Here is a 16,000-nt window from a genome sequence, read left to right as displayed (position 1 = left end):
CGAACGTCGAGTATGGCCTGCTCGCGCCAGCCTGCTATCGAACTTAAGTCGCATGGGCAACGGGCTTTGCCGTTATCATGACGGCCTTTTCTTCCACGGCAGCACCCATGCATTCTCTCGACGATCTCAAGTCCGGCCGCCTGGCAGGCAGCGTGCGCCTCGACCTGGCCTGCGGCCTTGAGCAGTTCCCGCAGGAAATCTTCAACCTTGCCGACAGCCTCGAAGTCCTCAACCTCACCGGCAACCGCCTGACCAGCCTGCCCGACGACCTGGGTCGGCTGCACAAGCTGAAAGTGCTGTTTTGTTCGGAGAATCGCTTAAGCGAACTGCCGCAGGGGATCGGTGGTTGCGCGCAGTTGCAGGTGGTTGGCGTCAAGAGCAACCGCATCGTTCATGTACCGCCCGCCGCCCTGCCCCCGCGCCTGCGCTCCCTGGTACTCACCGACAACCGCATCGAAGAACTGCCCGAGGCCCTTGGCGACTGCGCCGGGTTGCAAAAGCTCATGCTCTCCGGCAACCGTTTGCGCCATCTGCCGGACAGCCTGCAACGCTGCACAGGGCTGGAGCTGCTGCGCATCGCCGCCAACCGCCTCGAACATCTGCCCGGGTGGCTGCTGCGCATGCCCCGGCTGGCTTGGTTGGCCTATGCCGGCAACCCGTTGCCTGCGGGCCTGCGCACACCAGCGGCACCGGCCGGCTTCCCGCGCATCGCCTGGCAGGACATCCAGCTCGACCAGCGTCTCGGCCAGGGCGCCTCGGGCATCATCCACCGCGCCCGTCTCAAGGGGCGCGAGGGCGCCGTGGCGGTCAAGCTGTACAAGGGCGACATCACCAGCGACGGCACGCCGCTGGACGAAATGACCGCCTGCATGCTGGCCGGTAGCCATGAGCATCTGATTCCGCTGCTGGGCAGGGTCGAGGATCATCCCGAGGGCATCGCGGCGCTGGTCATGGAACTGATCGATCCGGCCTGGTTCAGCCTTGCCGGGCCGCCAAGCCTCGACAGTTGCACCCGGGATATCTACCCCGTCGAGCGCCGCCTGGATGGCCCGGGGCTGCGGCGCCTGGCGCTGTCCATCGCGCACGTGGCGGCGCACTTGCATGGGCAGGGCCTGAGTCATGGCGATCTGTATGGCCACAACATCCTCTGTGATGACCGCGGGCACAGCCTGCTTGGCGATTTCGGTGCGGCATCGTTCCATCCGCTGGACGGAAGTACCGAAGCGCGGTTGCTGGAGCGGATCGAAGTGCGGGCGTTCGGCGTGCTGCTGGGCGAGTTGCTGGCGCGATGCGATGAGCAATTACAGGGAATAAAGGCGTTGCAGCAGGCCTGTGTGCAGGCCGAGGTCATTCAAAGGCCGGGATTTGCGGGGATCGTGCAACAACTGGCGTCCCTGCATCGTCCATAGGAGCCCCAAAACAAAGGGACCGCATGCGGTCCCTTTTTCACGGCTGGCGGTGTCAGCCCGCAAGCCCTACATAGACATTCTGCACGTCGTCGTGCCCGTCGATGGCGTCGAGGAAGGCTTCCACTTCCGCCAGCGCCTCGGCGCTCAGGCTGGCGGCACTGACCGGGTTCTTCGGGGTGTAGCCGATCTTCGCCGAGATCACGGTGAAACCCTGGGCCGGCAGGGCTTTCTGCACGCTGTCCAGGTCGGTGGTTTCGGTGATGAACAGGGTCGCGCCCTCTTCGGCAGGCTCGAAATCCTGGGCACCGGCCTCGATGGCGGCCAGCTCCGGGTCGGCATCGGCGCTGTCCGGGGTTGCCTCGATCAGGCCGACATGGTTGAAGTCCCACGACACCGAACCCTCGGCGCCCAGCTGGCCCTTGCGGAACAGCACGCGGACTTCGGCGACGGTGCGGTTGACGTTATCGGTCAGGCACTCGACGATCAGCGGTACCTGGTGCGGGGCGAAACCTTCGTATTTCACCGCGTGGTACTGCACCTGCTCACCCAGCAGGCCGGCGCCCTTCTTGATGGCACGTTCGAGGGTCTCGCGGGTCATGGAAGCCTTCTTGGCCTGCTCGACCACCAGACGCAAGCGTGCGTTCATGTCCGGGTCGGCACCGCTGCGCGCGGCGATCTGAATTTCCTTGGCCAGCTTGCCCATGATCTTGCCCTTGGCATTGGCAGCTGCTTCTTTATGCTTGGCTTTCCACTGTGCGCCCATTTCGACTCTCTTTGTTCTAGGTGCTTGTTCCAGGTGCCGGTTGAGGAAGCGACCGGCTAAGTGGCGAGCAGTTTATACGCGCCGTGTCGGGCAATCGACAAAAAAGTCAAAAGCGCCTGCGTTGCAGAGGGCAGTTTTCTTCAATACCGGCGCAGGTGTACGCCGATAGAGTCCAGGCCTCGTTCCCTGCAAGAGAAACATCCATGAGCCTGACTCTCTCCATGGCCGCCTTCGCGCTGGCCGCTTCCATCTCCCCCGGCCCGGTCAACCTTGTCGCCCTGGCCGCCGGCGCCCGCCACGGCTTGCGCCCGGCGCTGCGGCATGTCACCGGTGCCACCCTGGGCTTCTGCCTGCTGCTGATGCTGGTGGGCCTGGGGCTGCATGCAGTGATGCTGCGCTGGCCTGGCCTGACCGACGCGCTGCGCTGGGCCGGGATCCTGTTCCTGCTGTACATGGCCTGGAAACTGGCCGCCGATGACGGCCGGCTCGGTAATGGCGAGCCGCAACGCGCCCCCGGTTTTTTCTACGGAGCGCTGATGCAATGGCTCAACCCCAAGGCCTGGCTGGCCTGCGTCGCCGGGGTCGGCGCCTTCGTCGGCGAAGGCGAGACCGCCCTGCTCTGGCGCTTCACCTTGATCTACCTGGTGATCTGCTACCTGTCGGTGGGCTGCTGGGCCTGGGCCGGCACGGTGATTCGCCGCCATCTCGAAGAACCACGGCGCATGCGCCTGTTCAACCGCTCGCTGGCAGCCCTGCTGGCTGCCAGTGCCGGCTACCTGCTAGTGGGCTGAGCGATAGTGCCCCGGGGTCGCCGCCAGATGCTGCTTGAAGGCACGCTGCAGGTGGGCCTGGTCGGCGAACCCGGCCTCATGGGCAACCTCGGCGATCAGCCGCCCCTGGCGCAACTGCGCGCGGGCATAGCGCACCCGCTGGTCGAGCAGGTAGCCATGGGGCGTCAGGCCAAAATGCTGCTTGAAGGCGCGGGTCAGGTAGGACGTCGATAACCCCGCCGCCTCGCCGATGTCCTCCAGCCTCAGCGGCTCGGTGCAGTGCTGGCGAATATAGTCCGCAGCCCGCTGCACCCGCTCGTTGCCCTGCGCCGTCGCGCTCGGCGCGGCCTGGATCTGCTCGCGCAACTGCCCGAAGAAACGTTCGGCGGCGAGGCGCTTGTCGTCGCTGGCTGCGAGGCTGTCGGTCAAGCGCTCGTACAGTGCCAGCAGCGAGCGATACAACGGCGGCGCGGTGCTCAGGGTCTGCCCCAGGGGCTCGAAGCCCTGCGCGCGCAACCAGGGCATATCGACATAGAGCATCAGGTACGACCAGGGCTGGTCGGCGATCGGGTTGCAGGCGTGCACCACTCCGGGATTCATCATCACCACCGTCCCCGCCTCCACCTCGTGCCAGCGCTGCCCGTCGAAATAGGTGCTGCGCCCGGCGGTGATCGCACCGATCGAGAAGCCTTCGTGGGAGTGCCGCGAATAGCAGACCTTGCGCCCGTCGGCGACCGCCCGGGCCTCGATGAACGGCAACGCCGGATCGCGCCAGAAAGTCGAACCATTGCTCATCGAAAAGTCTCCCGGAGTCGTACGAAAACGACGACGAGCCTAGCACTCGGCAGGGTCTGCTGCCAGGCGTTCTTCGCCGCTCAAACCTTGATCGATCAAAGGCCTGAGCAAGGCCATGAGGTCCCGGTACAGCGCGCTTGCGGGGTGATCCCGGCTGCGATCGAACAACGCCAGCAACGGGTCGCCCACGCTACCCTCGGCCAGCGGCTCGTAGCGCGCGGCCATGTACAGGGTTTCGAACAGCGAGTGATAGCCATTGCGCAGCCAGAACGCGCTGTTGGCCAATTGGAAGCGCCAGTACTCAGGCAGCGATGGCAGGCCGTCGAACAGGTGCGGCAAATCGCGACACAGCGCCTCGGTGGCGGCACTGATGCCGCCGATGAACGGGGTGTCCAGCGCGTCCATGTAGCGCGTGGCGGGATGCAGCGGGTCGGGTACCCATTGGTGGGCGCTGCGGTATTTGTCTTCGCCTATCAACCAGCGATTGTCCCCGGCCAGCAGCCGCTCCGGCCGGGCATTGAGGATCAGCCAGGGGTCGGGGCGCGGCAGGGCGTTGCCGGCATCCAGCCCGTGCGGATTGACCTGGGCATGCCCGCCGCCAAGCTGCCCGGCCCGCAGGCGCAGCACCTGGAACAACAACTGTCGACGCAGGTCGCGACTGTCGGCGTCGGCGTGCTGGTCCTCGCCGAGCAGCCACTTGAGCAGACGCAGGTTCCGCGCCCGATGGGGCATGTGCTCCAGGGCCATGCCCGGCAAACGCCTGGCCTGGGCCAGGGTGGCCTGGACATAGGCGTCGTCCAGCAGCTTTTGCAGGCCACCGCGCTTGAGCATCCGCGCGGCGATGGCCGCAAGCGAGGCATCCAGCGCCGGCCAGCGCCAGATCCGGTCGGCCAGGGCGCGCTCCCGGAGCATTTTGCCCAGGGCATTGCCCTGGCCGTCGCGCAGGCTTGCCCGCGGTGCTTCCGGCACCGCCAGCAACGCCCCGGGCGTCAGATGATTGCGCTCCAGCAGGCGTTGCCACTGGGCCATGAACGCCGCACGCTCGCGCGGGCTGTTGAGCCAGGGGCAAGCGCCCTCGCCCTGCTCGCGCAAGCTGTGCAAACGCTCGAAGAATGCCGAGTTATGAGCCCAGGCGCGCTGCACCTCGGCGGCGCACAGATGACGGCTGCCCTGCCGGTCCACCACGGCGAACGGGGTCACCGCCAGGTAGTCGCTGCCATGAGGCAGTTCCAGCAGATACAGGTGCTCGCCAAAACCCACGGAGCGCTCCAGTTCACGGATGCCGACGAAGCGACCGTCGCGGTCAGGGTCGTAATGGCTGGTGGCATAGCTGTCCACGGCGATGGTCTGGAAGCTGGCGATATCGGCGTAGCGGTTGAGCAGATCCTCCAGGCGCCGCGGCAGATCCACCTCGCGCACCTTGCCCTGCGCGCCCGCCTCGTCGAACGCCTCGATGCCGATCTGGTTGCACTCCTTGCGGTCGACGTTGATTACCCGAAGCCGCGAGCCATCCTCCATCACCCGTACCAGGAAACCGCTGCGCAGCGTGTGTTCGGAGACCAGCCAATGGCCGAGGAACGCCTCCACGAACGCAGTGCGCACCAGCACCGAGCGGATCGGCGCAAAGGTCGGCGAACGTCCCGGTTCGTGCTTGAGGCGATAGTGTTGCTGCCAGGCCAGGGAGCGCGCCGCCGTACCGAAGGAGAAATTCATCAGGCTGCGGGTTGCGGTCACCAGGCGGCCGTGCTCCAGGTGCAGGTCCTTGTAGCGTCCCTCGAAATCGGCATCGACCAGCGCCACGTTCATCCGCACGTACCCAGGCCGCTCCTCCATCAGCAGCAGCGACAGGTTCACCGGCAAGCCGTCGGAAGCCGCAGGCACCTCGGCCAGGTCCACCGGCTTGCCGTCGAGCAGCGCGCGGTAGCGTTCGGCGAGCGCCTTCCAGCCCTGTTGCCGGGCGAAGGGCGTGACCCGACGGGCATCGCCTTCGCTGTCGATCTTGCGTTGCAGCAGGTCGATCATCCGTTGCAGGCGCTGCAGCACCCCCGCACATGGGTTGCGCAGGCCGTCACCGGCGCGGATCAGCCGCAATCCCTTGCGCCAGGCGCCTTCGAAGCCGTGCATGGCGGCCTGCTGGCGACCATAGAGCGAGATATCCCGGTCCAGCGCCTGGCGGTACGGGCTATCGCTGTCGAGCGCCTCGCGGAGGCGGCGCAGCATGGCCAGGTGTTCGTCGATGCCCTGCGGGTTGTCGTCCATGCTGAAGTGCTGCGCGGCCAGCACGTTGAGGGTGGTGTGCTGGATCTCCAGCAGGCGGGCGTCGGTCTCGGCCAGGTAATCGGCGCGTTCGCCGGGAGTGAGATGGAACCAGGGGCTGCGCTTCGGTGCGGCGGCGATGCGCTGGTCGATCAGGGTGTTGAGCAGGCGGGAATAGTCCCGCGAGGGCTGGATCATGGCGGTCGTCCTTGAGGCCAGGAAAAGCCGTGATGCTAGCGCCACCCCGGATACAAGGGCGCCGGCAAGACCTACCCTGCGTCGTGCACCACTACCAGCAACTGCGCCGGCTGCTCGCCGAGGGAGCGCAGGCGATGCGGGGTCTGGGCGTTGAAGTAAAGGGCATCGCCACGTTCGAGAATGACCCGCTCGTTCATGAAATCCACTTCGACCCGGCCCTCGTGGACGAAAAGGAATTCCTCGCCCAGATGCTCCTTGAAGGTGGAGTCGCTGAAGTCCATCGGCGGGCTGATCAGGAACGGCAACAGGCTGCGCTGGCCGATCTGGTTGGCCAGCACCGCGTAGCCCGGCCCCTCGCCACTGCCGGCCAGCGGCTGGCGCTCGCCGCTGCGCACCAGGCTGTAACGCGCCTGGTTCGGTGCGTCTTCGGCGAACAGTTCCTCGACATTGACGTTCAATGCCCGCGCCAGCTTCAGCGCAGCGGCGATGGACGGCGTATTCAGACCACGCTCGACCTTGGACAGGTAGCTTTTGGTCATGCCGGCTTTGTCGGCCAATACCTCAAGGGTGATGCCGAGTTTTTTTCTCAATAATTTCAAACGGATAGACATGCGCTGCAGTTGATTCCGGTCAGTGATGCAACTTTTCGCTTGCTTATGACACTTTGTGTCATATAGCCTTGTTTGCGTCACAACGCAAACCGCCCCCGCTCGTTTTCCAGGCAATCGGGGGCGGGCTCCACTTACTTCACCGAGGACCACTCGATGACCGACACAATGACACTGCCCAAGGACCAACTGGTCCGCCAGGCGCTTGCGCGGATGCAAGGTTCGCTTGCGGATAATACGTGGACTGTACGGGAAAAGCTGGCCCTGACCTGCCGCATTCTCTTCGACCGCGGCCATGATTCCGGCCTGGCCGGGCAGATCAGCGCCCGCGGCCCGCAGCCAGGCACCTTCTACACCCAGCAACTGGGGCTGGGCTTCGACGAGATCAGCGCCAGCAACCTGCTGCTGGTCAACGAAGACCTGGAGGTGCTCGAAGGCAGCGGCATGGCCAATCCGGCCAACCGTTTCCACAGTTGGCTGTACCGCGCCCGCCCGGACGTCAACTGCATCATCCACACCCACCCGACCCACGTCGCGGCCCTGTCGATGCTGGAAGTGCCGTTGCAGGTGTCGCACATGGATGTCTGCCCGCTGTATGACGATTGCGCATTCCTGCAAGCCTGGCCGGGCGTGCCGGTGGGCAACGAGGAGGGCGAGATCATCGCGGCGGCGCTGGGCGACAAGCGTGCCATCCTGCTTTCCCATCATGGCCAGTTGTCCACCGGCGCCGATATCGAACAAGCCTGCGTCACCGCCAACCTGATCGAACGCGCGGCGCAACTGCAACTGCTGGCAATGGCCGCAGGTGCCGTCAAGCCCATCGACCCGGCCCTGGGCCGCGAAGCCCACGACTGGATCGACCGGCCCAAGCGCCACGGTGCCGCCTTCAACTATTTCGCCCGGCAAAGCCTGCGCAAGCACGCCGACTGCCTGAACTGACCTTTGCTGGAGCACAGACCATGAGCAATCCTTTCCACGGCATCATCGGCTACACCGTCACCCCCTTCAGCGGCACCGATGGCGAACGTCTCGATCTCGCCGCCCTGGGCCAGTCCATCGAACGCCTGATCGAGGGCGGCGTGCAGGTCATCGCGCCGCTGGGCAGCACCGGTGAAGGCGCCTACCTGAGCGATCGCGAATGGAGCCAGGTGGCCGAGTTCAGCCTGGCGCACATCGCCCGGCGCGTGCCGACCATCGTCAGCGTGTCCGACCTGACCACCGCCAACGCCATCCGTCGTGCACGCTTCGCCGAAGAACAGGGGGCCGATGCAGTGATGGTACTGCCGGCGGCCTACTGGAAGCTCAGCGAGGCGGAAATCCTCCGGCATTACCAGCGCATCGGCGACAGCATCGGCATCCCGATCATGCTCTACAACAACCCGGCCACCAGTGGCACCGACATGTCGGTGCAGTTGATCCTGCGCATCGTCAAGGCGGTGGAAAACGTGACCATGGTCAAGGAGAGCACTGGCGATATCCAGCGCATGCACGCCCTGCAGCAACTGGGCGAAGGCCAAGTGCCGTTCTACAACGGCTGCAACCCGCTGGCCCTGGAAGCCTTCGTCGCCGGAGCGACGGGCTGGTGCACGGCCGCCGCCAACCTGATTCCGCAGCTCAACCAGCAGCTCTATCGCGCGGTCACGGACAATGACCTGGAGCGCGCGCGGGCGCTGTTCTACCGGCAGTTGCCGCTGCTCGAGTTCATTCTCAAGGGCGGCCTGCCGGCAACGGTGAAGGCCGGTTTGAAGCTGACCGGCATCGATTGCGGCGTGCCGAGGGCGCCGGTGTTCCCGCTGGATGAGGCCGGGCAGGAGCAGTTGAAAGGGTTGATCGCTCGACTCGGCTGACACCCAGGTTCATGAAACAACGCTGGCTCCCACAGGCTCCGAGCCAGCCGCAGATTTTGCGTTCGATACTGACCTTGTGGGAGCTGGCTTGCCAGCGATTGGCCCGCCAGACAACATCGTTGCCTGTGCCGGCCTCATCGCCGGCAACGCCGGCTCCCACAGGAATGGCGCCAGCTTTCCAGCAATTCGTGACTTTCGGGCAAAGATATTGTGCCCCGCCAGCCATTTTTCCCATGATCCAGGCCCGGGATACTGCCCTCATTCCCACCCCAAACGATGAGGACATCCCATGACCCTTCCCCTGTTCGGCCTCGGCACCTTCCGCCTCAAGGGCCAGGTGGTCATCGACTCGGTGAGCCAGGCCCTGGAGCTAGGCTACCGGGCCATCGATACCGCGCAGATCTACGGCAACGAAGCCGAGGTCGGCCAGGCCATCGCCGCCAGCAGCGTGCCCCGCGAGCAGTTGTACCTGACCAGCAAGATATGGACCGAGAACCTCGGCGCCGATCGCCTGATTCCCAGCCTGAAGGAAAGCCTGCACAAGCTGCGCACCGATCATCTGGACCTGACCCTGATCCACTGGCCCTCGCCGAACGGCGCCGTTGCCGTGGACGAATTCATGGGCGCACTGATGCAGGCCAGGACCGAGGGCCTGACCAGGGAAATCGGTGCGTCCAACTTCACCATCGACTTGCTGCGCCAGGCCATCGAGGTGACCGGGCCGGGCCAGATCGCCACCAACCAGATCGAACTGCATCCGTACCTGCAGAACCGTCGGCTGGTGCAGTTCATGGCTGCGCAAGACATCGCCGTGACCTCCTACATGACCCTCGGCTATGGCAAGGTCCTGCAGGATCCGGTGATCCAGGCAATCGCCACGCAGCACAACGCCACCCCGGCGCAGGTTGCCCTCGCCTGGGCCATGCAACTGGGCTATGCGGTGATTCCCTCTTCGACCAAACGCGAGAACCTGGCCGGTAACCTGAAGGCGGTCGACCTGCGCCTGAGCGACACGGACATGACCCGTATCGCAGCGCTGGACAGCGGCCAGCGGATTACCGACCCGGCAGGGCTGGCACCGCAATGGGACTGAGTCAGCCCTGTTCGGTGCAGCTATCGGACAGCATCCGGTAACCCAGCTTCTGCACCTGGCCGCTGGAGTCGAGGTAGGTCATCACGGCGTTGACCACCTTGCACTGCGGGTCTTGCGCTGGTTTCTGGATATTCAGCACCTTGGCGACATCCAGGTGCATGCCGTAGTGGTATTGCACGACACCCTGCTGGGAAGCCAGGGCAGTGACGGGCAGGAGCAGGACAAGCGGCACGAGCAAACGCAATTTCATGGCGGATCTCCTTCGTAAAAGGTACGCACCGAGCTGCGGTTACATCACCTTTGAGTGTGGATCCGCCTTGCCGACTCCGTAATCCGGGGGGATCAACGGCCATGCGATCGGTTAATCTGACGAACTGCACCCCGCCCCCGGAATCCTGCCTTCATGGAACTGCACATCACCCTGCACGGCCGCAAGGCGCTGGCCGACCAGCTTTACCGGCAATTGCGCGACGGCATCGACAGCGGCCGCCTCGCCGCCGGTACCCAGTTGCCGCCGACCCGGTTGCTGGCCGAACAGCTCGGGGTGTCGCGCAAGACCGTGGCCGAGGCCTATTCGCGCCTGACCTATGACAACCTGCTCAGCGGTCAGGTCGGGCGCGGCACCTTCGTCACCCCGCAACCGCCCGCGCCAGCGGCCTCTGCGCCCGACACCCCGCTGGCCGGCGCCGACACGCTGGCGCGCTGGCGGGCCCGTGGCATCCCCATGGGACGTCCGACCCTGGCACAGCCATCGCGCTACGACTTCGTCGGCGGCGCCTCGAGCAAGGCGCACTTTCCCTTCGACGCCTGGCGCCAGTGCTCACAGCACGCCCTGCGCCAATGCCAGCGCACCGACACGCGCTACAGCAATGCCCAGGGCCTGCCCGAATTGCGCGAAGCCATTGCCCGGCATATTGCCTTCGCCCGGGGCGTGCGCTGCACGGCGGCGGATGTGCAGGTGTGCAATGGCGCCCAGCAGGCGCTGGACCTGATCGCCCGGGTGCTGATCGAGCCGGGCTGCAGCGTCGCCATGGAAGACCCTGGCTATCCGCCGGCCAGGTACCTGTTCGAGGCACTCGGCGCGCGGGTCCGGCACGTGCCGGTGGACCGCGAAGGGATTCGCGTGGACCTGATCGAGGACGGCGTGCGCTTGATCTACGTGACCCCGTCGCACCAGTTTCCCCTGGGCATGCCCATGAGCCTGGAACGCCGCCATGCCTTGCTGGCCCGCGCCGCAACGCTGGGCGCGCTGATCATCGAGGACGACTACGACAGCGAGTTCCGCTATGCGGCGCGGCCCACCGATGCCCTGCAAAGCCTCGACCGACACGGCCTGGTCGCCTACGTCGGCACCTTCTCAAAGACCGTGCTGCCGGAATTGCGCCTGGGCTATGCGATCCTGCCGCCGGCGTTGCAGGAACCGGTGTGCATCGCCAAGCGCTTGAGCGACTGGCATACCTCGACCCTGAGCCAATGGACCCTGGCGCGCTTCATCGACGAGGGGCACCTGGTCAGGCATGTGCGTCGCAGCCACGCGCTGTATGCCGCGCGGCGCGAACGCATCCTGCAACGACTGGAGGCGGACCTGGGCCAGTGGTTCGAGGCGATACCCACCAGTGCCGGGTACCACCTGAGTGCACTGGCCAAGGGCGAACTGGACGTGGAAGAGGTCATCGCGCAGGCGCGCGAGAAGGAGGTGGGGCTGTACTCGCTAAGACCCTTTCATACCGAGGCGGCGCCGAAACCCGGCTTGCTGCTGGGATTCGGCGCCATCGAGCTGCTGGATATCGACCCGGCGCTGGACCGCCTGCGCGAGACCTTGCACGCCCTCAGTTGACCAGGCTGGCCGGTTGCGGCCGGTCCGCCATCGCTGGCGCATAGCCCTTGGGCGCGAAGCGTCCGGTCACCAGCAACATCAGGACCACGGTGGCCGTCAGCAAGGTCCAGGACGCCTGGAAATCGCCGCTGATATCCCGCAGCCAGCCGGTCAGGTACGGCACCAGCCCGGTGATGATGAAGCCGATGCCCTGCACGAAGGCCGCGAGCCCGCCGGCCTGGCGCGGATCCTTGAGGTGTTCGAGGGTCAGGGTAAGGCTCAGGCTGAAACAGGCGCCCAGGCCGAAGCCGATCAGGCTGACCCACAGCCCCGGCGACAAGGCCGGATCCAGCAACAAACCGGCGAAACCGACCAACTGCGAGGTCAGCGCCAGCCACAACCCCGGACGTCGGTCGAGCATTGTGCGCAACAACAGCGGCAGGCCCAGGGCACCAAGCACCTGGCAGATGGTCATCACCCCCACCAGTTCGCCACCGCCACGGGCACTGCCACCGACCTGCTGGTAGTAGGCCGGCAGCCAGGCCACCATGCTGGTATAGCCGCCATTGATCAGGCCGAAATACACCGCTAGCAGCCATGCCCGGCGATTGCCGAAGAAATGCCCGCCGCCATTGCCGCCACGACCGGCGGCGGCTTCGAGCCTCGGCCCGACCAGCCCCAGCAGAAGCAGTGCGAACAGCACCGGCAACAGCCACACGCCCAGCCCGGCCTGCCAGTGGCCGAAGTGCTCGGCTACCCGCGGTCCGAGTACCGCCGCCACCCCGCCACCACTCATCAGTGCCGCCGAGTACAGACCCATTGCCAGGGCCAGGCGCCGGGAAAACCAGCGGTTGACCAGCCCTGGCATCAATGCCTGGACAAAAGCCACGCCAAGCCCGGCGAGCACCGCGCTGGCGATCAACGCCGTGCCGCTGTCCAGCAACAAGCGCCACAGGCAGGCCAGGCCGATGGCGCCGAGGCCCAGCAACAAACCACCCTGCTCGCTCAACCAACGCCGCAGCCACGGCTGCAACAGCGGCACCAGGCCCATGCACAGCACCGGCAGCGCGGTCAGCAACGCCGCCTGTTGATAGCCGATGCCGGTCCCGGCGCGGATATCCTCCAGCAGCGGCCCGATACTGGTCAGGATCGGCCGCAGGTTGAGCGTCACCGCGATCACCAGGGCCATCAACGCCATCCCGCGTCCACGCGAGCGTGCCGTGATCATGTCGGACGCACTTGCTGCCATTGGCCGTAAAGCCCCTCCTCACCCGCCGGTTTCAGCGGACGCAGCGCTAACGATTGCTGCTGCGGCGGCCGACTCATCTGCTCGTAGACCGCGGCAGTGGACAACCCATACGGCTCGCCCTCGGCGTTGTCGTAGGCGAACCATGCCCGCTCGATGCCGCACAGGTGCATGGCGGCCAGGCACATCGGGCACGGATGACCGCTGGCGTAGATCTCGCAGCCATCCAGGCGTGCACGCCCCAGCACCTGGCTGGCCTGGCGGATCGCCTGCAATTCGGCGTGGGCCGTGGGATCGTTGCTGCTGTGGATCTGGTTGACCGCCCGGGCGATCACCTTCCCCTGGTGCACCAGTACCGCACCGAAAGGCCGGCCACCGGCGCGGATATTGTCCCGGGCCAGGGCCAGGGCCTCGCCCATGAATGCTTCGTTGGCCATGCCGATTCCTCGCTGACGAATGAGGGGCGATTATCCCGGGCGGCGGGTGTAGCATGAAATTAATTGATTTCATGCATACCAGTGGATTTACGCATGCTTGACCCACTACTGCTTCGCGCCTTCGTTACCGTGGTCGAAACCAGCAACTTCACCCGGGCCGGCGAGCGGTTGCACCTGACCCAGTCCACCGTCAGCCAGCAGATCATCCGCCTGGAGCAAAGCCTCGGTGCCCGCCTGCTGGACCGCAGCCAGCGGCAGGTCTGGCCTACCGAGGCCGGGGAACGGTTGCTGGGCTATGCCCGACGCATCCTGCGCCTGGAAGAGGAAGCGCGGCAGGCGCTCGCGCCGGTGAAGACGGAAACCGCCCTGCGCCTGGGCGCGCCCGAGGACCTGGCCGGGGAACTGCTGACCGAGGCCCTGCGCGGATTTATCGGCGAGCGCCCGCACCTGCGCCTGGAAGTGGAAAGCGGCTTGAGCAACCCGTTGCTGCACCTGTATCGCAATGGCGAGCTGGACATCCTGCTGGTCAAGCAATGGGGCGCGGACCGCGATGCCCAAGCGCGCTGGCCGGAACCGTTGTCATGGGTGTGCAGCGCCCGCGGGATGGTGGCGGATGATCCGTTGCCGTTGGTGGTGTTTCCGGTTGGCGCGCTGTATCGGCAGGAGATGATCCACGCCCTGGAAAGCAGCGGGCGGCCATGGCGGATCAGTTATTCAAGCACCAGCCTGGCCGGGCTGGGGGCCGCGGTAAGCGCCGGGCTGGGGGTCAGCCTGGTGCCCAGCCGGTGTGTGCTGGACGGGCATCGGGTATTGGGGATTGACGATGGTTTTCCTCCGGTCGAAGGGCTGGAACTGGCCCTGTATGCCAGGGCCGGGCTGGATGAGGATGGGCTGGCGTTGCGGGACTTGCTGGAAACGCTATGCACAACGCGATCAAGGGATGGATTTGGGACAGAACAGAACACGTTGGCTTTGCGCTGACCTTGTGGGCTAACCCGCGATTACGCTCGTGGCGGCACCACCGCAATCGCTGGCAAGCCAGCTCCCACAGGGACACTGTGGGGGCTTGCCAGCAGGGCCCTCAAGGTCACCTATTGGCCTCCTGGTAAATCCCGGAATTGGCTATTCGGCCAGAGGCCATTGCCGCTTAAGGTGTGCGCCATCCTCTAGCACAATGGAGCCACCGAAATGACCACCCGAATCGAATGGGCCAAGCACGCCCCGGACGCCTACAAGGCCATGCTCGGCCTGGAACAGGCGGTGCTGAAATCCGGCCTGGAGCACTCGCTGCTGGAGCTGATCCGCCTGCGTACCTCGCAGATCAACGGCTGCGCCTATTGCGTGAACATGCATGCCAACGACGCACGCGAGGCCGGGGAGACCGAAGCGCGCCTGCAAACCCTCAGCGTCTGGGCCGATACCCACTTCTTCACGCCAAGGGAAAAGGCTGCCCTGGCCTGGGCCGAGAGCCTTGCCCGCCTGCCAGAGAAACACGCCCCGCAGCATCAGTACGAAGCCCTGCTGGAGCACTTCAGCGAAAGCGAAGTGGTCAACCTGACCCTGGCCATCGCCACCATCAATGCCTGGAACCGCTTCGGCGTGGGCTTTGCCATGGTTCCGGCCTGATCCGGGCTAAAGGCTGGAGAGACGCTGGCGATAGCTGCCGGGACTCTCCCCGGTCCATTTCTTGAACGCCCGGTGAAACGCGCTGGGCTCCTGGAAGCCGGTCTGCGCGGCGATCTCGGCGACGCTGAGGTCGCTGTCGCGCAGGCATTCGAAGGCCATGGCCCGGCGGACCTGGTCCTTGATCTGCTGGAACGAGCAGCCCTCGCGCTCCAGCTGGCGACGGAAGCTGCTCGGGCTCAGGCCCAGCTCGCCGGCCAGGGCCAGCAGGGTCGGCCACTGGTCGTACGCGGTGCCGCGCAGGTGCCGGTAGACCCGCGCCGCCACCCCGCCCTGGTTGCGCCAACGCACCACCAGCCCTTGCGGCGCCGTGCGCAGGAAGGCCTTCAACGCCCCGAGATCCTGCACCACGGGCAACTTCAGATAATCGGCAGCGAACTCCACCTCGGTACGCCCGGCCCCCAGGTGCAGGTTCGGCCCCCACAACAGCGCATCGCCTTCAAGCCGCATCCGCGCGTCCGCCAGCTCGGTGCGGTCGATAGCGATGCGCCGCCCGCCCAGCCAGCACAGCAGGCTGATCACCAGCACCAGGAAGGTTTCTTCGGCGTAGACCCGGCGTTGCGGGTCGTCGATGCATGAGTGCAGGCTGATCACCGCACGCTGCCCGCGCAGGTTGAGGGTGCCGCGGGTGTCGCGCAGGAACAGGGCGAAATTGCCCAGGCATTGGCGCAGTGCCTTTTCCAGGTTGGATTCCTGGATCAGCCCACGGCAGATCAGGGCGAAGCTGCCCAACGGCATGCCATGGCTGTCGAGGCCGAAGAATTCGTCATCGAGGGTCTCGATCAGGATCAGCCATAACCGGGCGAACGCCGTTGCCGGCACCCGCGCGCTGCTATCCTCCAGCAACGCTGGCTCGATGCCGGCCTGGCGCAACAACGCCGCGGCCCGCGCCGGCTGTTCGCGCAGGGCGTAAAGCATGATGTGGACGAAGTACACCGCGACCGAGTCGTTTTCCCGCATGAACAGTTCCGCGTTGGCCCGCCCTGCATTGCAAAAAATGACAGGCAGGCTGGACAGTTAAGGCATAGGCCCGGCCCCGTCCCTTGCCTAGACTCGCTGGCAAACCGGGCGTGACCGGG

Annotated in this window: 16 protein-coding genes; 8 read left to right on the top strand and 8 right to left on the bottom strand. The window is 65.7% G+C overall.

Annotation, left to right across the window (positions count from 1 at the left end):
* The first annotated feature begins 107 nt into the window (after positions 1 to 107).
* The gene (locus ACKLLE_RS11925) at positions 108 to 1,409 is read left to right on the top strand and encodes a leucine-rich repeat-containing protein kinase family protein (RefSeq protein WP_420058078.1); all 1,302 of its coding nucleotides are present in this window, start codon (positions 108 to 110) and stop codon (positions 1,407 to 1,409) included.
* 52 nt (positions 1,410 to 1,461) lie between these two features.
* Here ACKLLE_RS11925 and ACKLLE_RS11920 read toward each other — a convergent pair whose 3' ends face one another.
* Entirely contained in the window at positions 1,462 to 2,172 is a 711-nt protein-coding gene (locus ACKLLE_RS11920; RefSeq protein ID WP_009406573.1) for a YebC/PmpR family DNA-binding transcriptional regulator, read from the bottom strand.
* A gap of 203 nt (positions 2,173 to 2,375) precedes the next feature.
* Here ACKLLE_RS11920 and ACKLLE_RS11915 point away from each other — a divergent pair, with 203 nt between their 5' ends.
* Positions 2,376 to 2,963: a LysE family translocator gene (locus tag ACKLLE_RS11915; protein ID WP_009406574.1), complete on the top strand. Its 588-nt coding sequence runs from the start codon at positions 2,376 to 2,378 to the stop codon at positions 2,961 to 2,963.
* On the opposite strand, the gene ACKLLE_RS11910 is transcribed toward ACKLLE_RS11915, so the two are convergent.
* From ACKLLE_RS11910 to ACKLLE_RS11900, 3 genes are all read right to left on the bottom strand, one after another.
* A complete protein-coding gene (locus ACKLLE_RS11910) occupies positions 2,952 to 3,737 on the bottom strand; it encodes an AraC family transcriptional regulator (protein WP_420058076.1) in 786 nt (261 codons plus the stop codon). The two genes, ACKLLE_RS11915 and ACKLLE_RS11910, sit on opposite strands and share 12 nt — an antisense overlap.
* A 39-nt stretch (positions 3,738 to 3,776) precedes the next feature.
* Positions 3,777 to 6,191 carry a hypothetical protein gene (locus ACKLLE_RS11905; RefSeq protein ID WP_420058075.1) on the bottom strand — a complete coding sequence of 805 codons (2,415 nt, stop codon included), beginning with the start codon at positions 6,189 to 6,191 and terminating at the stop codon, positions 3,777 to 3,779.
* A gap of 71 nt (positions 6,192 to 6,262) precedes the next feature.
* Positions 6,263 to 6,802, bottom strand: a complete 540-nt coding sequence (locus ACKLLE_RS11900) for a helix-turn-helix domain-containing protein (RefSeq protein WP_009406577.1) — start codon at positions 6,800 to 6,802, stop codon at positions 6,263 to 6,265.
* A gap of 153 nt (positions 6,803 to 6,955) precedes the next feature.
* Between ACKLLE_RS11900 and ACKLLE_RS11895 the strand changes: the two genes are divergently transcribed.
* The 3 genes from ACKLLE_RS11895 (at position 6,956) to dkgB (ending at position 9,739) form a co-directional block, all read left to right on the top strand.
* Complete coding sequence (locus ACKLLE_RS11895; RefSeq protein WP_064304216.1) at positions 6,956 to 7,738, top strand: aldolase; 783 nt, start codon at positions 6,956 to 6,958, stop codon at positions 7,736 to 7,738.
* A 20-nt stretch (positions 7,739 to 7,758) separates the two neighbouring features.
* Positions 7,759 to 8,646: a dihydrodipicolinate synthase family protein gene (locus ACKLLE_RS11890; protein WP_420058073.1), complete on the top strand. Its 888-nt coding sequence runs from the start codon at positions 7,759 to 7,761 to the stop codon at positions 8,644 to 8,646.
* Positions 8,647 to 8,935: 289 nt separating this feature from the next.
* Positions 8,936 to 9,739 (top strand): 2,5-didehydrogluconate reductase DkgB, encoded by an 804-nt coding sequence (gene dkgB, locus ACKLLE_RS11885; RefSeq protein ID WP_420058071.1) that lies wholly within the window; start codon positions 8,936 to 8,938, stop codon positions 9,737 to 9,739.
* A 1-nt stretch (position 9,740) separates the two neighbouring features.
* On the opposite strand, the gene ACKLLE_RS11880 is transcribed toward dkgB, so the two are convergent.
* Positions 9,741 to 9,989: a DUF2790 domain-containing protein gene (locus tag ACKLLE_RS11880; RefSeq protein ID WP_064304214.1), complete on the bottom strand. Its 249-nt coding sequence runs from the start codon at positions 9,987 to 9,989 to the stop codon at positions 9,741 to 9,743.
* 153 nt (positions 9,990 to 10,142) lie between these two features.
* Here ACKLLE_RS11880 and pdxR point away from each other — a divergent pair, with 153 nt between their 5' ends.
* The gene (pdxR, locus tag ACKLLE_RS11875) at positions 10,143 to 11,576 is read left to right on the top strand and encodes a MocR-like pyridoxine biosynthesis transcription factor PdxR (protein ID WP_420058069.1); all 1,434 of its coding nucleotides are present in this window, start codon (positions 10,143 to 10,145) and stop codon (positions 11,574 to 11,576) included.
* Here pdxR and ACKLLE_RS11870 read toward each other — a convergent pair.
* Positions 11,569 to 12,783, bottom strand: coding sequence for a CynX/NimT family MFS transporter (locus ACKLLE_RS11870; protein ID WP_420058068.1), 1,215 nt, complete (start codon positions 12,781 to 12,783; stop codon positions 11,569 to 11,571). The genes pdxR and ACKLLE_RS11870 overlap by 8 nt on opposite strands.
* Positions 12,780 to 13,238 (bottom strand): nucleoside deaminase, encoded by a 459-nt coding sequence (locus ACKLLE_RS11865; RefSeq protein ID WP_009400927.1) that lies wholly within the window; start codon positions 13,236 to 13,238, stop codon positions 12,780 to 12,782. The genes ACKLLE_RS11870 and ACKLLE_RS11865 overlap by 4 nt, the downstream gene beginning before the upstream one ends.
* A gap of 93 nt (positions 13,239 to 13,331) precedes the next feature.
* On the opposite strand from ACKLLE_RS11865, the gene ACKLLE_RS11860 reads away from it, so the two are divergent.
* Positions 13,332 to 14,219 (top strand): LysR substrate-binding domain-containing protein, encoded by an 888-nt coding sequence (locus tag ACKLLE_RS11860; protein WP_420058066.1) that lies wholly within the window; start codon positions 13,332 to 13,334, stop codon positions 14,217 to 14,219.
* 207 nt (positions 14,220 to 14,426) lie between these two features.
* Positions 14,427 to 14,864 carry a carboxymuconolactone decarboxylase family protein gene (locus tag ACKLLE_RS11855; RefSeq protein WP_064304210.1) on the top strand — a complete coding sequence of 146 codons (438 nt, stop codon included), beginning with the start codon at positions 14,427 to 14,429 and terminating at the stop codon, positions 14,862 to 14,864.
* Between the two features lie 6 nt (positions 14,865 to 14,870).
* Here ACKLLE_RS11855 and ACKLLE_RS11850 read toward each other — a convergent pair whose 3' ends face one another.
* A complete protein-coding gene (locus ACKLLE_RS11850; RefSeq protein WP_064304209.1) occupies positions 14,871 to 15,881 on the bottom strand; it encodes an AraC family transcriptional regulator in 1,011 nt (336 codons plus the stop codon).
* Positions 15,882 to 16,000 lie beyond the last annotated feature (119 nt).

It is taken from the genome of Pseudomonas bharatica, from assembly GCF_048586865.1.
Taxonomy (GTDB): domain Bacteria; phylum Pseudomonadota; class Gammaproteobacteria; order Pseudomonadales; family Pseudomonadaceae; genus Aquipseudomonas; species Aquipseudomonas bharatica.
The sequence above is the reverse complement of the archived record's forward strand: the minus strand, read 5'-3'. Positions and strand labels throughout refer to the sequence as shown.